The organism is Paenibacillus oryzisoli (assembly GCF_001653565.1).
Taxonomy (GTDB): Bacteria; Bacillota; Bacilli; order Paenibacillales; family NBRC-103111; genus Paenibacillus_E; species Paenibacillus_E oryzisoli.
This window is the reverse complement of the sequence record NZ_LYPB01000069.1, coordinates 357906-375275: the sequence shown is the minus strand read 5'-3', so window position 1 is coordinate 375275 and position 17370 is coordinate 357906. Positions and strand designations below refer to the sequence as shown.

At 45.8% G+C, this 17370-nt stretch carries 8 protein-coding genes; 6 read left to right on the top strand and 2 right to left on the bottom strand.

The window, feature by feature from the left end; all coding sequences use genetic code 11:
* Window positions 1-13 precede the first annotated feature (13 nt).
* The 6 genes from A8708_RS16045 to A8708_RS16020 all read left to right on the top strand — a co-directional run bounded on the left by A8708_RS16045 (window position 14) and on the right by A8708_RS16020 (window position 13780).
* The gene (locus tag A8708_RS16045) at window positions 14-952 is read left to right on the top strand and encodes a carbohydrate ABC transporter permease (RefSeq protein WP_068665116.1); all 939 of its coding nucleotides are present in this window, start codon (window positions 14-16) and stop codon (window positions 950-952) included.
* Between the two features lie 51 nt (window positions 953-1003).
* On the top strand, window positions 1004-2590 hold the full coding sequence (locus A8708_RS16040; RefSeq protein ID WP_082927546.1) for an ABC transporter substrate-binding protein: 1587 nt from the start codon (window positions 1004-1006) through the stop codon (window positions 2588-2590).
* Window positions 2591-2744: 154 nt separating this feature from the next.
* On the top strand, window positions 2745-3770 hold the full coding sequence (locus tag A8708_RS16035; protein WP_068665115.1) for a M14 family zinc carboxypeptidase: 1026 nt from the start codon (window positions 2745-2747) through the stop codon (window positions 3768-3770).
* Between the two features lie 13 nt (window positions 3771-3783).
* On the top strand, window positions 3784-9060 hold the full coding sequence (locus tag A8708_RS16030; protein WP_068665112.1) for a DUF4962 domain-containing protein: 5277 nt from the start codon (window positions 3784-3786) through the stop codon (window positions 9058-9060).
* Between the two features lie 110 nt (window positions 9061-9170).
* Window positions 9171-10877, top strand: coding sequence for an S-layer homology domain-containing protein (locus A8708_RS16025; RefSeq protein ID WP_068665110.1), 1707 nt, complete (start codon window positions 9171-9173; stop codon window positions 10875-10877).
* Between the two features lie 152 nt (window positions 10878-11029).
* Window positions 11030-13780, top strand: coding sequence for a right-handed parallel beta-helix repeat-containing protein (locus tag A8708_RS16020; RefSeq protein WP_068665108.1), 2751 nt, complete (start codon window positions 11030-11032; stop codon window positions 13778-13780).
* Window positions 13781-13895: 115 nt separating this feature from the next.
* Here the strand turns inward: A8708_RS16020 and A8708_RS16015 are convergent, their stop codons facing one another.
* Together A8708_RS16015 and A8708_RS16010 are read right to left on the bottom strand one after the other, a co-directional pair.
* Window positions 13896-15686 carry a sensor histidine kinase gene (locus A8708_RS16015; protein ID WP_068665106.1) on the bottom strand — a complete coding sequence of 597 codons (1791 nt, stop codon included), beginning with the start codon at window positions 15684-15686 and terminating at the stop codon, window positions 13896-13898.
* On the bottom strand, window positions 15679-17232 hold the full coding sequence (locus A8708_RS16010; protein WP_068665104.1) for a response regulator: 1554 nt from the start codon (window positions 17230-17232) through the stop codon (window positions 15679-15681). The genes A8708_RS16015 and A8708_RS16010 overlap by 8 nt, the downstream gene beginning before the upstream one ends.
* Window positions 17233-17370 lie beyond the last annotated feature (138 nt).

The following is a 17370-nucleotide window of genomic DNA, read 5'->3' as shown; positions in this document are numbered from 1 at the left end:
AGTCTGCACCTGAATGAAATCGGCAGCCAATACCCAAACAGAAATTGCGTTCTTAACGAAGACGCCAGCCCCGAAGATTCAGATGGACCAATTTGTCCTGAATGTAATAGCCTATGGTTGGGTATCGTTCGTAGCACTTCTCTGTATCTTACCCTTTTTACTAATCTTAAGCGGATCAGTCACAGATGAAAAAGAGATTATCTTGGAAGGGTATAAATTAATTCCTTCCAGCTTATCCTTCGAGGCTTATCGGTTTATCTTCACGGTTCCACAAGAGATTATTCGTGCTTATGGAATAACAACATCCTTGACAATTATCGGTACAACAATTTCGCTATTTCTCGTATCCATGAGCAGTTATGTGCTCCAACGATCTGATTTTAAATGGAGAAATACATTTTCATTCTTCTATTATTTCACTACCTTATTCAGCGGAGGACTGGTTCCACTCTATATCCTGGTCGTCAATTATTTGAAATTAAACGATACGTACCTGGTATTACTGTTGCTTCCATTGATTAACGTGTTCTATATTTTGGTCATGAAAAGTTTTATGCGGAGCATTCCAGCAGCTATTACGGAATCAGCTAAGATGGATGGTGCTGGAGATTTTACGATCTTCATCAGGCTAATCTTACCTCTATGCAAGCCTGCTCTTGCCACCATTGGGCTTTTTGTAGCTCTTGGATATTGGAATGATTGGTTCCACTCTTTACTTTTCATTAATAATCACAAGCTCTACACGCTTCAATATTACTTATATCGAGTTATTGGCAGTGTAGATGCGCTCAAAATCGTTGCGGAGAAAAGCGGAATGAACGTACCGGATTTACCAGGCGAAGGCCTTAAAATGGCTCTAACAATTGTAGTTACGGGACCAATCGTGCTGCTTTATCCATTTATTCAACGCTATTTTGTCAAAGGACTAACAATTGGTGCAGTAAAAGGATAATCCCGGAACACTCCGGTTTATCATAGCATGAGATTCCATAGGGGGTAGAGCATGAAAGGAATGATGACAATGAAAGGCAACTACAAAGGAATTTGGAAGGGCATAGTGCCGGCCCTTGTGTTGAGCGTGTTGGTAAGTGCCTGCAGCGGAGGCACGGGAAGCCCGTCTACTTCATCACCGAACGCGTCCGTAAAGCCGTCTGAAAGCGCAACTGCAACGAAAATAGACACTTCAAAACCGGTCAAGCTGAAATTGGTCTTGGTGGGTACGAAACCGGCGGATACGGATGAAGTCTATGTGGAAGTCAACAAACTACTTAAGCAAAAAATCAATGCCGAATTAGAGGTCAGGTATCTAGACTTCAATGAATACAATCAGAAATATCCGCTATTGTTTGCTGCTAACGAGGACTTTGATATGATCTTTACCGGTGATTGGGCGTTCTATAATGCAACAGCCCGTAAAGACGGCTTCCTTCAATTAACTGAAAATATGCTCAAAACCTATGCGCCAAACACATGGGCTAAACAGGATAAGGTTGGGTGGGATCAAGCCAAGATTAATGGCAAGATCTATATGGTGCCGAATGATACCTTCGAAAGTAGTTTTGCAATAGGTGTGATCCGTGGGGATTTGAGAGAAAAATATAAGCTGCCGGAAGTGAAGACGCAAGCCGATTTGGCCAATTACTTAACTACGGTTGCCAAGAACGAGAAGGGCATGCTTGGCTTCAGTGGTCCTCCTGCTAAATTAAGTTCTACCGGAATTCCTGTATTCTTCTCTGATATGGAAATGCGACTCGTCCATGGAAGTGTTACTTTGGTCTATGACTTGAAAAATCCAAATCCAAAACTTACGAATTATCTAGAAAACCCGAAAACGATCGAAAAATATAACATGTTCTATGACATGGCGCAGCAAGGCGTCTGGACGAAGGATGCGATTGTATCCAAGACGGATTGGAGAAAGGCATTTAAAGAAGGCAAGACGGCAGCTGACTTTGGTAATATATCAACGATGGCTAACTCGATCGACGCTATTCTAAAAACGAATCCGGAGTGGAAGCCAGAGTTAATTGACGTTAATTCGACGGCCAAACAGTACCAAACCCCACTGATCAGTAATGGAATGGGGATTCACGCAACCTCCAAGAATGCGGAGCGGGCGTTAATGGCGCTAGATCTTCTCCGTTACGACAAAGAGATATATGAACTAACGTTCTATGGGATCAAAGGGAAGCACTGGGAACCTGTAGGGGATAATAAGTTCAAAACACTGGCAGCAACTGCCGGTTATCCGCCTGAAGGTGCTAGTCCCTGGGGCTGGAGAACTCAGCTTTCCAGGCAGATGGAGGGAGTAGTCGGCGATATGGTAACGGCTACTTACAACAGATGGAAAGCAACGAATATTGTCCACAGCCCGCTTGAGACTTTTGTACTGGATGATTCCAAGATCAAAAATGAGCTGGCCGCACTTGATAATGTCCAACAAACCTATTTGCTGCCGATCGTACACGGCTTGATCAAAGCAGATGTAGGTATTCCACAGGTACTCGAAAAACAGAAGCAAGCAGGAATTGAGAAGGTTCAGGCAGAGTTCCAAGCACAATTGGATGCCTACATCGCAAGTAAGAAGTAAAGACCTGGCGGGGCTGCAATGTTTTATTTCAATGAAACGGCGGCTCCGTTTTCTTTGCCCCAAAAGTAAAGCGGTTACATATCCTGTTAAAGGCTTGTCAGATATGCTTCGTCGCATGCCCAGAGGCAATTTAAGCTATAGGAGGAAAGTGAATTTGGAATCATTTTGGAAGAGCAGATTATTGGATATAGAGAAAGCAATGTCGACAATTCATAGGGGGAAGGCAAGTGTACTGACAACTTCAGCAGGTCAAAGAGACATTTATATGGTGGAATACGGGTTGAAGGAGGATTTCGGTCGGCAGGCAAATTATAATTCTGCTTGCGGAGCGAAGGACCCTAAGCATTACGCGAATAAGGATGAGGCTAACAAACCGGTTCTTTTCATTGTCGGCGGTATCCATGGCGGGGAAATGGAGGGCATTGTTGCCGTAATGAACCTTATACGACTGCTCGAAACAGGGGAGGATTACCGGGGGAAAAGGCATGATTATATATATGAAAATGCCCATCGATTCAGACTGATTCTGATTCCCTGCATGAACCCGGATGGCCGGGCTCGATTGCCTGTGGATACGTTAATTGATGTATCTTTCGAAAAGACTGTTTATTATATGCAAGGTACATGGAAAGACGGTTCGTTGTGCAAGTGGCCGGACTGCAAGGCGGTTCATCCCATTAAAGATGCTTCCGATTTCTTAGGCAGCTACTTTAACGATGATGGCGTTAATATTATGCACGATAACTTCTTTGCCCCGATGGCACGTGAAACTAGTTCTCTACTTGGACTTGTCGACAAAGAGGCTCCAGATTTTACGGTTTTGCTGCATGGGGGATCCAATTATGAAAATCATCTCTTGCCAACTTCTTATGTACCACTTGGCATTATGCAAAGGCAGCAGGCGTTCAACGAACAGATTGCAGGAGCCTACTTGAAGGGTAACCTTCCCTATTCGAAATTGAATCTGATCTTAACTGATGAGAGGACATTTCCTTATCGGGCGTTTAATTTAACGTCGGCGATCCACCATGTATGCGGCGGAATTAGTTTCACATTCGAGTCCAATATGGGGCTGGATGCTCCCGGTATTAAATTGACAGCGGATGAAATTCTGGACAGTCATTTCGTATTATTCGAGGAGATGTTTAGATATACAACCAATACAACCAATGAAACATAGGAGGCGAATTTATTTGAAAAATCGAATTTGGCAGCGCAAAATCTCTGCATTCCTCACCGGTGTTATGGGATTGAGTTTGATCCTCAACTTGTTTACCTTTCAATTTGCCAGTGCGGCCGATAACTCGGTTATGGGTCCCGAGCTGGTTGTAAACCCAAGCTTTGAACAAGCGAGCGGCGGTGCACCTGCAAGCTGGACGCTAGCCGTTAATACGGGTCTTTCCTACGAACGGGCCACCGACCAAGTATCTGAAGGGTCCGCAAGTGTGAAGGTCACAGACACCAATGCTAGTGCAGCGGCAGTAATGGAAAGCCAAAGGATTCCATACTCGCCTGGGACAACCTACAAGGCCAGTGTCAAAGTAAAAGTCGAAGTAGGGCAAGCCGTGATGCAGGTCCGATATTTCGATGCCAGCAATGCCAATACAACTAAAGTATCCGAATACAAATCGGTTTCTCCAAACTGGCAGACGGTGGAGCTTACCGACACCCCCCCTCCCGGTACGGTAAGTTTACTTGTTCGTCTGGTTATTCCCAGCACAGCTGCTAGCGGCACCGTTTATTTCGACGATGTATCGCTTAAGACGACCGAGCTGCTCCCTAACTCGAGTTTTGAAGCTTTTACAGGTTCGAGACCAACGGGATGGACAGCAATCGACCATGGACTGACTTCCAGTATCGTCTCGGTTAACTCTGCGACTTATGCAGCTCATGGCTTCCGGTCTGTGCATATGATTGATAATTCCACCTCGGACGCCTACAGTGTGAAAAGCCCGACTATTCCTGTCGTAACCGGCAATGAGTACAAGGCAACGGTTAGAGCTAAAGCATTAACCGGCAATGCGAATTTGATTCTGCACTTTATTGGATCTTCCGAACAGCAGTTTGTGGAAACGCAATCATTACTCACAGGCAGCTATGAAACATTAACTGTATCGGCTGTGCCGCCTGTTGGTACGACTGATGTACAAGTGGAATTATCTACGCCAGGTATGGAGACTGCCGATGTTTATTTTGATGCCGCATCTCTTACAGCAACCAGTTCAACACCCGGACCCACACCAACTCTTTCACCAACGCCTACTCCACCGCCTTCAGGTGATTTAACGTGGCCAATTGGGCAGGATCCGGGAGTTTCTAGGAAATTTCAACCTATTAATCATCTGGTAACGACCCAGAATCCGCCTGATTTCGCATGGCCCTTCATTCCGGGTGCTGATTCTTACGAATTACAAGTTTCAGGAGACAGCTCCTTTCAGTCTATTGCTTATCAGAAAAACGGTATTACTACCAACTTCTATAATTTCCAACATACGTTTGCAGGCGGGCAATCTTACTTCTGGAGAGTCAGGTTTCATAAACCGGCCGGGTGGTCGGCGTGGAGTGAAGTATTAAAATTCCGCATTGATGCGGATAACGTCCCGTTCCCAGTGCCTTCAACATCAGATATGTTTAATGCCGTATCGACCGAACATCCACGTATCCTCACGACACCTGCTACGCTGGAAGCATTTCGTGCCAGAAAAGACGGTGACGGCAAGAAAACATTCGATACCGTAAAGAGCCGAGTAAAGGCTGCGGTGGAGGCTGAAGCCCAGTCCCCGCAGGCGCTGCCGGGTGAACCCGTAACTAAAAACCCAAAAGTTATCGATCAAGTAAGCGCAATAACAAATCCCTTATTGGACGCAGCTTTTATTTACTTAATCACTCAGGACCCCAATTACGGCCAGTTCGCAAAAAGACGGCTGCTGCATATCTCTTCGTGGAGTTTGGATGAGAGCAGCCTAACCGCTTATAAAAATGACGATCAGGCTCACCGGGAGATCGCATTAACAGGCGCGATGGCTTATGACTGGCTTTATGATCTCCTTAGCCCGACTGAGCGGGAAACCGTATTAACGATGGTGCATCATCGCTCCACAACGATTGCAAACGATGTTCTGTACGATAGCAAACCAATCTCCAGTACACCTTATGATTCACACGGTTGGACCGTATTCGGCTTCCTGGGCATGATTGCGACTGCCTTGATGCACGACGACATTAATGTGAATGGGAAAAACGTTATGCATGACGCACAGAATTGGTTCAATCTGATCGTCCCGGCCTATATTAATTTATCGCCTCCATGGGGCGGCGAGGACGGCAGCTGGGGCAATGGAGAAGGCTACTGGCAATGGTCTACGATGAGTAACAAACAGTTCGTCGATACACTCTATATTGCGACCGGCTTCAGTCTTTATAAGAAGGCATACTTCCGCAATGAAGCCTGGTACCCGATGTATATGCTGCCTCCAGGTCAGAAAACTGGCGCATTCGGAGACCAAGCCGATCTGATCTCCCGCAACTATGTTGCAGCAGGTATAACACGCGAAGCGCAGATGCAGCAGAATGAGGTGATGCAGTGGTACTCACAGCGAGACCCTTATGATTATGCCAACTTCATCACTTACCTTTATGAAGACAGCAGCTTGCCGGCTCGCCCTCCGGTGGAGATGCCGACAGCCAAGTATTTCGAGAATATCGGAACGGTCGCGATGCACTCCAATTTGCTTGATCCGAAGCGGGTATCGTTCTTTTTCAAGTCCAGTCCTTTCGGCAGCTTCAATCATAGCCACGCGGATCAGAACGGCATTATGATCAAAGCCTTCGGGGAGGATCTCACGGTTGATGGTGGGTTCTATGATGATTTCAACAGCGAGCATTTCCAGAAATATGCTAAGCAGACTTTTGCCCATAATGCGATAACCTATGATAATAAAAAAGGCCAGAAGATTTTTGATATGAAAGCATCAGGTCAAATTACGGGCTTCGCTACAAACAAGGATTTCGACGCGGCGGTAGGTGACGCAACTACGGCTTACAATACCGGAGACTTCACCGGCCTTGATTTGGCTCAGCGCAGTGTGATTTATGTGAAGCCAGGCGCCTTTGTCGTCGTTGATAATCTGAATGCGCGCGAGCCGGGAGGTTCCAGCTTCGAATATTGGCTCCATGCCGAAAACACCTTAAACCTGGACGAAGCGAACAGCAGCGCGACGATTATCAAGAATAAGGTTGCTTTAGAAGTAAATCTGTACTATCCGGGATTAACAAAAATCGACGTAACCAACCAGTTCTTGGATTACAATGGTGTTGAATATTTGCCTGGCGGATCAACCTATGGAGGAAAAAGAAGGCTGCATGGCGGATTCAAAACGCCAAAAACGGAGGAGGCGACGATTGTATCCTCCTATGTGCCTTACCAAGTGGGCTCTGAGCCTCAGGATATCGTTACCGAGGATCATGGTACGTATCGGAAACTTCATTTTACCGATGGAACGAATGTTTATGTTCGAACAGCGCAAAGCGGTGTTGTAGACACCGGTGATATGCAATTCGAAGGCATCGCAGCTACCGTCAAGGGGGATTCCATTCTTTTGGTCGGCGGTACGCAATTAGTGATCAACGGTATTACGCGCATTGCCAGCGCAGAGCGGGCAACGATCGCTCTCTCGGGCGACGAGCTATCGATTACAGGAACACGAGGTTCGCAGGTCAGCTTGCATAAGTCCGGTGTTACGACTGTACGCGATGAAGAGTACCGTAACTTGCCGAAGGGCGGTAGCGTAACGGATGCTGTGTATACGCGTGGCGTTCATTGGGATACGGCCGGCAGCACACTAACGCTGAATGTGGAGCCTGGTCAGCATAAACTGCTGTTAAGCAATGCTAACGCACCTGCACCACAAGCTCAGGTTTCCTATCCCGTTGAGATTAACGGCGTAGCATCATCAGTAACTTTATCCACGTACAGCGATGGACACGGTGGTACAGCAGCTTGGGGATCCATCACGAATTCGGCCGGCCTTTATGAGGTTCTTGAAGCGCCGCCGGGCCTGATTTTTGAGGGGTTGGGTGCAGTTAAGCCTGTCACCTTCATCGGGGAGAATGCGAAATTCTCTATGCCTAACGTTACTGGAACCTTGAGGCTGCGCAGCGCCGGATCTGGCGGAGCAACACCATCTGAAGCTACAAGCAACTACGAAGCCGTCAAGAACGGACTGACGGTGTTTGCAGAGGCCGAGAGCTTCAGTGATACGAACGACGGCAATTTCAATGTGTACAGCTCGCGTCCTTTCTTGTCCGGGGGAAAAGGAGTCAGCCAATGGAATGCTTTGGGCCAAAATATTACATGGAAATTAACCGTTCCGGAAGCTGGCAACTATGATCTTGTTTTCAAATACGTAGCATGGGAACTTGCAGACTCGCTTCCCACCCGACTCATTAAACTAGGGAACCAGTATTACACGGCGGAAGCAGAAAGAACGGTTGATCAAGGTACTGTGCCGGAAAACTGGAAAGCATTGACTGTCCATTCAGGCACGTATTTACCCACAGGTGAGATTGAACTTAAGATGTGGAGGATCAGCGGAGCGATGAATTTGGACTGGGTGGGCTTGGTCAAAACCGAAGCTCCTGCAGTGCCAACGGTCAAGTTGACTTCCAGCACATCTACTGTCAGTACAGGGCAGCAGCTGGATCTTCAACTAGCTTTAGACAAGACAGAACCTGCGGCTGGGATCGACCTAACCGTATCTTACGATCCAACGAAGTTCACTTACAGTAGTTATGAGAAAGATTACGCACAACAAGCCGTCATCGTAACGAACAACGAGTCAGAGGGCAAGCTGCGTATCTTGGCAGCACGCACGGGAACAGGTGCAATTCCTGCAAGCGGGCCGTTCTTAACCTTGAAGTTCGATGTAAAATCAGATGCTTCCGCAGGTAGTTCCAGCTTTACTACATCTTCTGGAACGGCCTCCTCAGAGGCAGGGGGTATTACAGTACTAGCCGGGGGCTCGATAGATGTGAGCATTTCGAATAAAGCGGCACTAGGTGCTTTGATCACGCAAGCGGAGTCGACCCGAGATCAGGCTGCTGCAGGGACGGTTATCGGGACCTTCTTCAGCTCGACGCTGTCGGGTTTGAAAGCAGCCTTGACTGCCGTGATCGATGCAGCCAAGTCGGTATTTAATCAGCCCGACGCAGCGCAAGTGCAAATCCAGACTGCACAGACGAATCTGGCAGCGGCGATTGCGGAGTTTGAAGCTCACCGGATTAAGGCTGCAACAGGCGATACGAACAACGATCAGCAGTTTAATATCGTCGATTTCGCCAATATTGCCAAGCATTATGGAAAAGATGCGACAAGCCCAGACTGGGCCCTTGCACAATTGACAGACATCAACGGTGACGGTGCCGTTGATATGGAGGATCTTGCCTTCATTGCAAGCCGGATTTCCGGGTAACGACGAAACAAACTAATGGCGATGCGCCCCCTTGTTTATGCAAGGGGGTGTTAAGTCCATTTCTCAAATTCTAAGAAGGTAAGTGATTAGCTTTAGCAAGGGGGAGCCAAATGATAAAGCACACATTTCGAATTGGTGCGATCCTACTATTCATCACGTGTTTATTTGGGATGATCAAGGGTTCGTCAGTGGTATTTGCAGATGAGATGCCAACATCGTTTGACATTCGGACTACAACGCCAACTATTAAAGAGAACAATGCTTTCGCTATTACCATTGTAGGATCAAATCTCAATGCATTATATGCGTATGACTTGACGATTGATATTCCCGCAGGCGTTACATTATTGCGTGCAGAGGACAATCTGTCCGGGGGAACACCTGTTTTTGTTCAAAACGGTAATACGCTTAGGTATGGATCGACGAAGTCAGGTGAAGCTGCTGGGGAAAGCGGTACCAGAACATTAACCACACTTACCTTTCAAGCAGTAACTCCTGGAATCGTTGACTTCAAGCTAGTTAAGGTCAAGAGTATGATAAATCTTGAAACAGGATTGCATGCCACGGTTCATGCGGTGCCCAAAAAGCTCAGCATTCAAATAACTTCGGACAACAGGGAGAACAGCGGTAACGGTAATGGCAATGGCAATGGCAATGGTAATGGTAATATGAACGCTCATCGCGATATCACAGAAGAGGACGGAAACGGTCAAGTGGCATCGGGACAGGTCCTTGTTGATGCAGACGGTCCAGTACGAGTATCGATGGGGCTGCTTCAAAAGTGGGCAGTGCAGAATTCGTCTGGAGCTGTAGTGCTAAAAGTAGGGAATATTACTTACTCTGTACCGTTTAGCGAAATGACCTTAGGTGCTTGGCGTGACCAATTAGGTGATCAAGCGGATAATGCTGTGATTACAATTATCATAACAGAGGCAAATAGGGAGCAGACGGAGAAAGCTGAGCGCGCAGCAATTAAGATTGGAACGAACTTGTTGATGAACCCGATCGATTTTGAAATGATTGCCGAAACACCAACTGGAGAAAAAGTAACGATAACGAAATTCACGCGGTATGTGCCTCGTTCCTTTCAGCTCGATTTTGAAGTTGATTCTAGCCATACGATAGGTGTTTATATGGATGAAGCTACAGGTGAGCTGCTCCCGGTTCCAACAGTGTTTCATAGCATTAACGGTAAAACGGTAGCGGAGCTTTTCAGGAAAGGAAACAGTATTTATTCCTTGATTCGCCTAGATAAACATTTCGCCGATCTTGAAGGCCATTGGAGCAAGTCCTTGGTAGAGTCGATGGCGAATAAGCTTATCGTTAATGGCTTATCGGATCAGATTTTTGGACCAGACAAACCGGTTACTCGGGCTGAGTTCGCATCGATGCTAGTACGTGCTCTTTCCTTGGATCGAAATGCCAGCGAAACTTCCTTCGCTGACATAAATGGGCAGTGGTATGAGGCATTAGTCCAATCGGCAGCGGATGCTGGCCTAGTCAGCGGCTATCCGGATCAGACCTTTCGGCCTGAAGCAACACTTACCAGACAAGAATTGGCGGTAATGTTGAAACGTGCGGCCCAATTCACCGGTAAACCAATGGCAACTAGCGAAGTCAGTGGGAGTGTACGGCCATTTGTCGATTTCAACGAGGCTGCACATTGGGCGCAGCAGGCTATTGCCGAAGCTGCGGGAGCGGGTTTAATAGAGGGTGACGAACAGAACACTTTCCGTCCGGAGGCGCAAACAACAAGAGGGGAAGCTGCTGCTGTTCTGAAACGACTGTTATCTTTTACTGGCATGTACAGTGGTTAATTCAATACCAAATTAATTGAGGAGGTGGTGTCTATATGTTGTAACATTGGCAAGCATTAAAGCGTAGGAGGTGATCATTTTTATTCAAGCAGTCATTCATGTTTTTAAATAAGTAACAAGTAGTAAGTAAATAGGTATTGAGGAGGTTTACGATGAACTATGTATCGAAGGGTTCTTTGTCTAAGCTTTTCCTTTTTGCAGCACTTGTTATAAGCTCTGTACTTATCTCCATACTGCTAACGCCTAACATAACGTTTGCTACAGGCACGACTTACTATTTCTCCACATCTGGAAGCGATTCCAACAACGGTTTATCTGCAGGCGCTCCTAAGCAAAATATCTCAACGGCCCTTACCTTAATGAATGCAGGGAATACAATCCTATTCAAGAGAGGTGATGCTTGGTACAACGCATCTCTTAACTTGACTAACAAAGCGGGAACATCAGCTGATCCTATCACGATAGGTGCGTATGGGACGGGACCAAAGCCAGTGATTGCAAGTATGTATAAGCTAGACTCGGGCTGGACGAATGTACCGGGGACGAATCGTTGGCAAAAGAGTATCAATGGAAGTACCAGTCTGGACGCATATCGGGTATTTGTGAATGGCGTTCCTAAACAAAAAGTTGCAAGCGCGAATGACGTCGATCAACTACATGAATGGGCAGTTGCAGGTGGTATTGTATACGTATATACAGGCTCATCCACGGTTGCTCCTACGAATGTAGAGGTCATCGCCTATAATTTGGCGTCAGTTGTTGTTATGGAGAACACAGAGCATGTCACGATGAAGGATATTGATTTCCGTGGAGGCTCCTATGGGAGAGTCATTTGGGTCAAAGCGCCAAGTTCGCATCTAACCTTCGACAATCTAATCGTCCAAAGAGCTGTTCAAGGTGGCATACAAATCGGGAATTTAGGAACTAATCCAGATGATACTTCGAGTGTCTCTCACATTACGATAACGAACTCCTTGATTGACAAAGTTTGGCTACCCGAGGAGAACGATACGGTAGTGACCACAGGGGATGGATTATTCATCCATCATGCCGTTGACGGTGTAGTCATTCGTGGTAATAAGATATTGAACTGGGGACATTCCGGAATCTCTCTTACGAACTACAAGAATAACCTGCTTGGAGTCAAGCATGTAATTGTGGAGCAAAATGATATTTCTGCGGGTACCTCCGGTTATATGCATGGCCTTGATATGGACGGTTACAGCGGCAAGACCACGAATAATATCATTCGCCGCAACTATATTCACGATTACACAACAACAAATCATGTTCTTGGCAGTAGCAACAAAATTTACGGCAATATTATTACGGGTGCTACGGGGACAGTTCTACCCAAACATTCTTTCCAACCCTGGGGATTAGATATGTATCCTTGGCAAGCTGTTTCGGGTGATGACGACACTTGGATGGAAGCCAAGGATAGCTGGATTATTAATAACACGATTACTGAGACGGATCAGTATGCTATTTACCTTGGAGATAATCCTGGCAGTCCGAGCACCAACAAGGTAGAGAATAATGTTATTGCCAATAACATTATGTATGAGTATGGTCTCAGCCCTCAAGGGCAGGTTGGTCTGAACGTGCACCCGCAAGTAACGGGTACAGCCTTCGTACACAATAACAATTTCTGGGATCCTGTCGTTCAAGCCGGCGACACCAATGGTAAAGTGGCTCGTTACAAGAACTATCTGGGTGCAACCCCGAACTTTAGCTTGAATTATGACGCTGCGCAATTGAACAGCGTCTGCTCATCTAGCTGCAGTGGTAATGTTCAGATCAATCCGGTATTCGTGGATCCTACTAATCGAGATTATCGGCTTCAATCCAGTTCTAGCACTACTATGCAAACAGGAGCCCTGAGCTATCATTCGGATATGGACAGAGGATATAGCGACTTTTTTGGTACGCCATTTGCAATGAGCGGCGGAAGTATAGGGGCGATTCAATACCCCGGAGTCAGCAGAACGAACCTATCTGCAGGAATAGCTCCTACTTTTAGTAGTAGCGCATCGGATCCTCCCCCTTCCAAATTAACCAATGGTAATACAGCATCTACGGATTATGTAACTGTTGGAAACCCTGACCAATTAGTATATGCTCAAATTGATCTTGGTGCGTTGAAAGACATTAGTCAAGTAAAGATGTGGCACTTTTATACAGATGGCCGCACGTATAAAGATGTGGTCGTTCAGCTGTCGCGAACGTCCGATTTCAGCAGTTACGTAACAACGGTGTTCAATAATGATAAGGATAACAGCTCAGGTCAAGGGTACGGGTCAGATGATGAATATGCCGAGTCGGCTAACGGCAAAACGCTTACTTTTGCACCAGTTACAGCTAGATATGCCCGTTTCTGGTTAAAAGGCAACTCAGTAAATACCAACAGCAATTTTGTAGAGCTGCAGGTATTTGGAACTGATCCGATCGCTAAGTTAGTGTCTCAATACAGGGACATTACTTACAGTGCTGCGGGTGTGAATGATTCTTTTCCTTCCAAATTATCGAATGGGAATTTAACCTCAAGTGATATGGTAGATGTGGGGACTGGCGCGGTTTCTGCAGTAATGGATCTTGGATCCACCGTCACCTTGAACCAAATCTCGATGTGGCACTATTTCAATGACAGTCGGAAATACCACGATGTGATTGTTCAGATTTCGAATGAGGCGGATTTCAGCAGCTATACCAATGTATTCAATAATGATACGAATAACACGGCAGGCCAAGGAACAGGGACCGATGCTGAATATACGGAGACGAGCGCCGGTAAGACGATTGCGTTTAGTCCCATATCGGGTCGGTATGTAAGGTTCTGGCTAAATGGCAATACCGTAAATACTTCTAATTATATGGTTGAACTTGAGGTGTATGGGTATTAATTTAAATTATCACCGGACCTGTAAGGAACCTTGATAGTGTAAAAAGATCGCGACTTCACTTGTGTCTTTACGCGGCAAGTGGAGGGCGATCTTTTTTTGGTTTCTTGTCTACTATTTATAAGGAATCCGAATCCATAACTAACGGGATATGTACTTCAACGATCATCCCATCTCCGGGTGAACTGAAGAATTGCAAACCGAATGCTTCGCCATAGTATAATTTAATTCGTTCCTGTACGTTTCGAATCCCGTAACCGCTGCCATTCGGATTAATTATCTTGCTGCCTAATTGGAGTGCTTCCAGATGTGCTCCGTCCATACCAACCCCATCGTCAACGACAGAAAGAACGATCTGATCTGCTTGGCGTTCGCAAGTTACTGTAATGATCCCCTCTCGATTCTCACTCTTCAATATTCCGTGTAGAATGGCATTCTCTATGATGGGCTGAAGCGTTAGCTTCGGAATGAGACCTTGTAGAAATTCCTCATCGACCCCCATAATAAATTCGATTCGTTGTTCAAAGCGAATATTTTGAATTTGGACATAATAGTCGACCAGCTTCAATTCGTGTCCAATTGTAATGATGTCCTGTCCATTACTCAAAGTAAGCTTATAGTATCCAGCTAAGGAATGTACAAGAGTGGGGATTTGGTCGTTCATCCCGAATTGAGCCATCCAATTGATCTGATCTAGCGTATTGTATAAAAAGTGGGGATTAATCTGGGATTGAAGAGCCTTCAATTCCGATTTAATTGCCTTTACTTCAACATCCTTCAACAAAGCTAGTTGTTTCGACATGTAGTTATAGCTTTGGATGAGCTCCCCGATCTCATCTTCCCCTGACGGCTTTACGATAGGTTCTAGGAATCCAGCCTCCATTGCTTTCATCTTTTGACTCAAATGTGTAATCCGTCTAGTCATATGAAGGGAAATATATTGTGCAAGCCCGATCGCTAGCAGTGCGACGACGAGCAAACTGGCAAGGAGCTCTTTCTGAAGGCGTGTACTTCTAGACACGATCTCCTGAGAGGGAATAACAGTAACCATGGTTAGGTCTGTTTGCGGTATGGGCAGCTGGAGGAATTCAAGCTCTCTGCCGTTTATGATCTGCTTATAACTGGGGCTTGAATGCTGTGTTCGTATGGGTGCAGAGCCATCAGCGAGAAAATATTGCTTCATGAGCAGTTCGTCCGAAGCAATTAGAATGAGGCCATCGCTGTTCTGTAAGTAAGTTAAACTATTCTTCACGGTGTTGGCACGCGAAACGATTTCTTTCAGATTCCGTTCATCCATGTCCAATCTTAGAACACCAATCGTATCATTGTAGTGATTGGGATGGCGAATGAGACGGATAAGGGAGATGACCGGACGCCCATTACTAGCTAGGGTTGGATAATCATGCGAAGAAAACCACATGAGCTTTACTCTTGCGTTGACCAAGTTCTTATACCATGTCGAGTTCTGAACATCATCCAGGCGCAACATATTGCTGCCCTCATCGGCGAATAGAAATCCTTTTGGCAGATAGAGCCGGACTTCGCTTACATCGGTACTATCACGGAAGGAAGTGATGAATTGCCTCATTATGTTTCCATCTTGTAATTGATCATGGATATTGTAATCGTTTACGTTACGCGTTAGGATACGGGTCATATTCTGCTCGTCCAAGGCAATGATATCTGAAACATCGGTCATCCGTTTTAATTTATAGGAAAGAAAGGAATGCGTTTGGTTAAAACTTTGATTGAGTGAAAAGTTGACCATTTCCTGTATGATGCCCGTCACTTTACCGGAAGCGTAGAACTGAAGGTAGAGTATTGGAAGCAAAATAAGCAGCAGATAGGACAACAACAGTTTTTGCTTTAGTCGAAGCTTAAGAAGAATGCGATTGAAGGAATTAAACATCAGCGATCCTCTTCCTATATTCTGAAGGTTGCAGGCCAGTTACTTTTTTAAATATTTTGCTAAAATATTCCCCGTCCCCATAACCCACCTGCAGCGCAATATCAAACAGCTTGAGATCCCTGTTGGCCAAAAGCTCTTTAGCTCGGTCAATCCGATATTCCGATAGGAAATGTTTGATAGTCACACCGGTGCCTTCCTTATATACAAAACACAAGTGAGGGATGGTCACTCCGACATGCTCGCTAATTTCGGCCAGTGAAAGTTGGCGATTCTGGTAATTTCGCTCAATAAATTGTGTCACATGACGGATGATCGAGTTGCCCTTTCGTGTTTCCAAATGATCAAAAAGAACAGCGAGTTCATCATTCAGCAGCTGATTTAAGTCGTCCAATGTCTGACAAGCGTACAAACGCTCCACGTACTTACCTACCGCTGTTTCCTGCTTGAACGGAGATATACCGCTTTCTTTGCCGACTTGCAGTACGGTTTGATAGAGCTGCAGATAGATTCCTTTGGTATAAGTGACAGATGTATCCGGATATTTACGGATTTCTTGCGTCAAATTCGCCAGCCAATTCTTTGTCTGATAGGCTTCATCTTGTTGAAGTAAAAGGGTAAAGGTCGCGATACGCTTATCGTCAAAAAAGAACGCATCTGTGTGGGAATAGTTAGTAGACTCCCATATGATGGAGTTTGGTGGCTGATAAAAGCCCCTTTGAAGATTCATCACCGCAGATAGATAGGAAGAATATAGCTGGTCCATTCCATGGACTTGATGGCCAACCGACAAATGAAAACCAGGAAGATTGGGTAAACGAAGGGATACTTGATAGATCCACCGTTGAAGTATGTCGATAAAAGGTATGTCTGGCTCCGAACGGGATGTCAAATGTATGACGACATGATGGTTATCTTTTAACATACTAAAGCAATCCAACTCTGCCATCTGTGCGGCATCTTCGAGTTCTTGCATAAGGTTATCTGGATGTTCGATGGCACGATGCCAATTGAGAACGGAGCTCACACAGGGATTGGCACGCGGAAACTGAGAAGCGATTAAAGAGAACAAGCGTGCAAGCTTATCCGATTGATACACAGGTGAACAGAGTAGAGCGGCTATTTCCCGTTTAATAAGAGGCATACTTTCTTCCTCTCCCATGTCGGTTCGCAGATCGATCTGGACCATCTTGGAAGCGGTGCGAATCGCTTCGTGCAGCTCATCTGGATGGATCGGTTTTTCTACATAATGAACCGCTTGTAACGAGATAGCGGCTTTCAAATACTCCTTGTCCGAGAAGCCGCTCATAAAGATGATGTGAACCTTCGGACAAAACTCCCGAATGCTGCGCGCTGCCTCAATACCATCCAAATGGGGCATACGGATATCTGTTAGCAGAATGTCGGGGCGGAACTGCTCAGCAATCCGCACGGCATCACGGCCATCTTCGGCTTGCATCACTTCATTAATTCCGCATTGCTGCCAGTCGGTCTTCATCAGAATCCCTTTGCGAATCAACTGTTCGTCTTCCACAAGTAAAAGCTTCATGATGACCCTCCAGTACACACATTAGTAGATAGTTTCATTATAGTATGTTTCATTCGGATTCAAAACGGAATCTTAATTTCAGACATATAATCGAAAGTTTAATGGGGTCATGGGTAGCGCTTTCGGCAAATTGAACCT